The organism is Actinosynnema sp. NPDC049800 (assembly GCF_040656635.1).
Lineage (GTDB): Bacteria > Actinomycetota > Actinomycetes > Mycobacteriales > Pseudonocardiaceae > Actinosynnema.
This window is the reverse complement of sequence record NZ_JBFAMT010000119.1, coordinates 1-4171: the sequence shown is the minus strand read 5'-3', so window position 1 is coordinate 4171 and position 4171 is coordinate 1. Positions and strand designations below refer to the sequence as shown.

At 74.4% G+C, this 4171-nt stretch carries 5 protein-coding genes; 2 read left to right on the top strand and 3 right to left on the bottom strand.

Features of this window, described 5'->3' with window-relative positions; translation table 11 throughout:
* Positions 1 to 128: 128 nt before the first annotated feature.
* Positions 129 to 1163: a LuxR C-terminal-related transcriptional regulator gene (locus tag AB0I91_RS44565; protein ID WP_499642332.1), complete on the bottom strand. Its 1035-nt coding sequence runs from the start codon at positions 1161 to 1163 to the stop codon at positions 129 to 131.
* Positions 1164 to 1173: 10 nt separating this feature from the next.
* On the opposite strand from AB0I91_RS44565, the gene AB0I91_RS44560 reads away from it, so the two are divergent.
* A complete protein-coding gene (locus AB0I91_RS44560) occupies positions 1174 to 1815 on the top strand; it encodes an RICIN domain-containing protein (protein ID WP_499642330.1) in 642 nt (213 codons plus the stop codon).
* Between the two features lie 82 nt (positions 1816 to 1897).
* Here AB0I91_RS44560 and AB0I91_RS44555 read toward each other — a convergent pair whose 3' ends face one another.
* Positions 1898 to 2302, bottom strand: a complete 405-nt coding sequence (locus AB0I91_RS44555; RefSeq protein ID WP_498780973.1) for a VOC family protein — start codon at positions 2300 to 2302, stop codon at positions 1898 to 1900.
* A gap of 134 nt (positions 2303 to 2436) precedes the next feature.
* On the opposite strand from AB0I91_RS44555, the gene AB0I91_RS44550 reads away from it, so the two are divergent.
* Complete coding sequence (locus tag AB0I91_RS44550; RefSeq protein WP_498780971.1) at positions 2437 to 3147, top strand: TetR/AcrR family transcriptional regulator; 711 nt, start codon at positions 2437 to 2439, stop codon at positions 3145 to 3147.
* A gap of 120 nt (positions 3148 to 3267) precedes the next feature.
* On the opposite strand, the gene AB0I91_RS44545 is transcribed toward AB0I91_RS44550, so the two are convergent.
* Positions 3268 to 4171 (bottom strand): NB-ARC domain-containing protein (locus AB0I91_RS44545; RefSeq protein ID WP_499642328.1); only part of this gene is annotated, 904 nt, incomplete at its 5' end.

The window sequence follows — 4171 nt, the reverse complement described above, 5'->3', positions numbered from 1 at the left end:
AACCACCACCCACCCCCACCCCGCCCCCCTTCCTACCGCCCGTAACACGGGGGGGCCGTGGCAGTTCGGCCGGGGGCGGGGGGGCGGGGGGGGCCCCGCCCCCCCCCCCCCCGCGTCCGGCGGCACGGTCAGTTGATCGCGGCGATGAGCTCGTCGCGGCCCCGGGCGCCGGTCTTGCGGAAGATCGCCTTCAGGTGGTCGTTGACCGTGTGCACCGACAGGTCGAGCCTGCGGGCGATGTGCTTGGGCGCCGCACCCGCGTGCAACTGCTCGACGACCTGGCGCTCGCGGGCCGTGATGCCGTACCAGGAGCAGAAGGACGGGAGCAGCTGCGCGGCCGTGGCCGCCTGGATGACGACCGCCACGTCGCCCGCGCCGTCGGCGTCCAGCCGCTCCGCCTGGCACGCGACCCACCGCCCGTAGCTCGCCGCCGGGCCCAGCACCAGCGGCGCGCCCGCCGGGGCGCGGGCCGAGGCGGACATCCCGGCGAAGAAGGACCTGCCGGTCCACTCAGGAGCGCGCAGGCGGCTCTGCAGCCGCTCCCGCCACGCGAGCGCCGCCGGAGTGGCCGCTCTGATCTCGTGATCCCGGCCGAGGACGATCACGCCCGGCGGCGGGCTCTCCGCGGCGGGCACCAGCGGGCCCGCGGTCACGTACCGGCGGAGGAACGCCACCAACGTCGGTCCGAGCCGCGCGGCGTTGCCGAGGTCCTCGTCGCTGAACGGCCGGGCGCCGCGCGCCCGGATCAGGCCGAGCGTCCCCCACACGCCGCGGGCGTCCCGCAGCAGCAGCCGCAGCTCGCTCTGGACGCCGTGATCGGCGAACAGCCGCCGCACCGCGCGGTGCCGCGGGCCGTCGCCCGCGCCCGCCACCACGTCGACCGGGACCGGTCGCCGCGCGAGGTCCTCGCGCAGGCACGGGTCCTGGCCCGTGTGGCAACCGCGCAGCAACCCCTGGCCGAAGTCCGCTTCGTAACCGTGCCAGAAGCTGAACGAAGCCGGTCCGAACCCGGTCGCCGGACCCAGACCCGTCAAGCGCGCCCCGTCGTGCGGCACCACGGACGCGACGGCCCGTGAGAGTTCCGCGCCGGACTCGGCCCAGCTCGCACCCTGTCCGGTCGCCGCGGTCAGCTCGCGCAGCAACCGCTCCCCCGAACGGCTCACACCGCGCAGTGTGAGCCGTCCGCGACCGCCCCGCAACGCCGCGGTCGCCCGCCCGGCACCCCCAACTTTCGGGATACCCGCCGAGCCGCCACCCGGCGGAGGGTTCAGCGCAGGTCGCGTGGCAGCGCGGACCTGCACCAGGGGTTCAAGGGGAGGACACCATGATCCGGTCCGGTTCGAAAGGGCTTCTCACGGGCGTGGCCGCCGCGGCGCTGGCGGTCTCGTCAGCGCGTCGGCCTCGGCGGGCACCGCGCCGCAGCCGCGGTCCGAGCAGGCGGAGGTCGGCGTCCAGATCGTCTCGAGGCTGAGCGGGTTGTGCCTTGAAGTCCGGGGCGGCAACACGGCCAACGGCGGCGCCGTGGCCATGTGGACCTGCACCGGTGGCGACGGCCAGAGGTGGGAGAGCAACGGCAGCGAGTACCGCAACGTGTTCAGCGGCAGGTGCCTCGACGTCAACGACGGCAACGGCGCCAACGGGGCGGGCCTCAACCAGTGGGACTGCCAGGGGCAGCAGTGGCGGTTCAACGGCAGCGAGCTGCGGAACTCGAACGACAAGTGCCTGACGATCCCCGCCGCCAACCGGGGCAACGGCGCCGCGGTCGTGATGTGGGACTGCGTCGGCGCGGCCGACCAGCAGTGGCAGCTCGGCTGACGCCGGCCGGTCACCGGCTGATCACCCGGCCCGGTCCTTCGGGCTCGGGTGATCAGCCGGGCGTCCGCGTCCCGGCCGGGGCTCAGCCCTGCGCCGCGGCCTCGTCCATCCAGAACAGGTTCCAGATGTGGCCGTCGAGGTCCTCGAAGCTGCGGCCGTACATGAAGCCGTGGTCCTCGGCGTCCCGGACGAACCCGCCGCCCGCAGCCAGCGCCTTGTCCGCCACCTCGTCGACCTGCTCGCGGCTGTCCAAGGACAGCGCCACGATCGCCTCCGTGGTCGTGGCGGCGTCGGCGATCTCCTTGGTGGTGAACGTCTTGAAGAACGGCTTGGTCACCAGCATCGCGTAGACGGTGTCGCTGAACACGACGCAGGACGCGTTCTCGTCGGTGAACTGCGGGTTGTGCGCGAAGCCGAGCGCGGCGAAGAACTCGATCGACTTGGTCAGGTCGGTCACCGGCAGGTTCACGAAGATCTTCACGGACATGGTCTACAGCCCCCATTGGCACAGGCGGACACCGGCGTGTCCTGCGGATACTTGTGTGTCCGTCGGACACTGGGTGTACGATAGACACAGATCGACAACGTGAGCAACCCCCGATTTCGGAAGCCGGTGAGCGGATGGCGAGCGAGGACCAGGGCGTGGACTTGCTGTGGGGTTCGCGGGACAAGCCCGCACGGCCGGCCAGGCTCGCGCTCACCGTCGACCGCATCGCCGCCGCGGCGATCGAGGTCGCCGACGCGGAGGGCATGGCGTCGGTGTCGATGCAGCAGGTCGCCGCCAGGCTGGACGTCACGAAGATGGCGCTGTACCGGCACGTCGCGAGCAAGGCGGAGCTGGTCGCGGTGATGATCGAGTCGGCCGTCGGCGAGCCGCCGGACCTGAGCGGCGTGCCGGGCGGGTGGCGGCCGAGCCTGGTCAGGTGGGCCGACCTGATGCGGGAGACGTGGCGACGTCACCCGTGGCTGCCGGCCGCGACGACCGGTGAGCGCCTGACCGGTCCGCGCGAGGTGGGCTGGACGGAGGCCGCGGTGGCCGCGCTCGACGGCACCGGGCTCGACGGCGGCGAGCGGATGGACGCGGTGTTCCTGCTCAGCGGGCACATCCGCAACACGCAGTCGGGCGCGACGGCGGGCACGCAGCCGTGGACGGAGCAGAAGCAGCTGCGGACCGTCCTGCACGAGCACCGCGACCGCTTCCCGGCGCTGCACGAGGCGGCGCGGTCGATCAACGGCGCACCCCGCGACAACGGCTGGGCGTTCGGCCTGAACCGGATCCTGGACGGCCTGGAAGTGCTGATCGCCGCCCGCCGTCCGGACCCCACCGACTGACCCGGCGGCCCGGTCCGGCCACCCGTCGCCACGAGCCGCCCACCTGACCGGTCGGCTCCGGCGCGGCCGAGGTGGTGGGGGTCGTTGGGTGGGGGCAGCCTCGGCGGGGGGCGGTGCCGGTCAGCGAACCCGTGGCCCGGTCCAGCGATCGGCGCGCCCGGCCGCTCCGCAGTCACCCGTCGAACCGAAGCGGTCGGTTGTGGGGCAGGAGGTCGGCGCCAGGACCGGGAGGGAGGCCAGGCGGCCCTGGTCCCGGGAGGTCCGGCGGCGCCACGACGGGACGCCGCACGGGCCCGGCGCGAGGTCTCCGTCGGCCCACGAGGTCAGGTCGAACTCCCGCAGTTCGGCGACCAGCGCGCTCAGCGGCAGGCTCGGGCGGGTGCAGGCGTAGCCCGCGGCGATGCCCAGCGCCAGCGGGAACCCGCCGCACAGGCCTACCAGCTCCGCCACCGCACGGGGTTCCTCCCGCACGCGGGCCGCGCCGAGTCGCGCGGTCAGGAACGCGTGGGACTCCGTCCTGGACAGCACGTCCAGCGGCACGTGCGCGGCGCCGTGCCCGACGAGCAGCCCCGGCAGGCTGTCGCGACTGGTCACGATCACCGCGCACGACCGGCCACCCGGCAGCAGCGGGGTGACCTGGGCCGTGTCGGCGGCGTTGTCCAGGACCAGCAGCATCCGCCGCTGCGCGACCAGGCTGCGGAACAGGGCGGCCCGGGCGTGCGGGTCCGTCGGCTGCCGGTCGACGCCGTGCGCGTCCAGGAACCCGCGCACCGCCACCACCGGGTCCATCGGCGCGCCGTCACCGCCGAGGTCGACGAACAGCTGGCCGTCGGGGAACCGGTCGAGCCGCCGGTGCGCCCAGTGCAGCGCCAGCCAGGTCTTGCCGATGCCGCCCGCGCCGACAACCGCGGTGACGGCCGTGCCCACGACGTCGAGCCGGGCCAGCTCGTCGCGCCGGCCGACGAACGGCACGGGCGCGGCCGGCAGCTGACGCGGCACCACCGCCGCGGCGCACGGGGGCGAC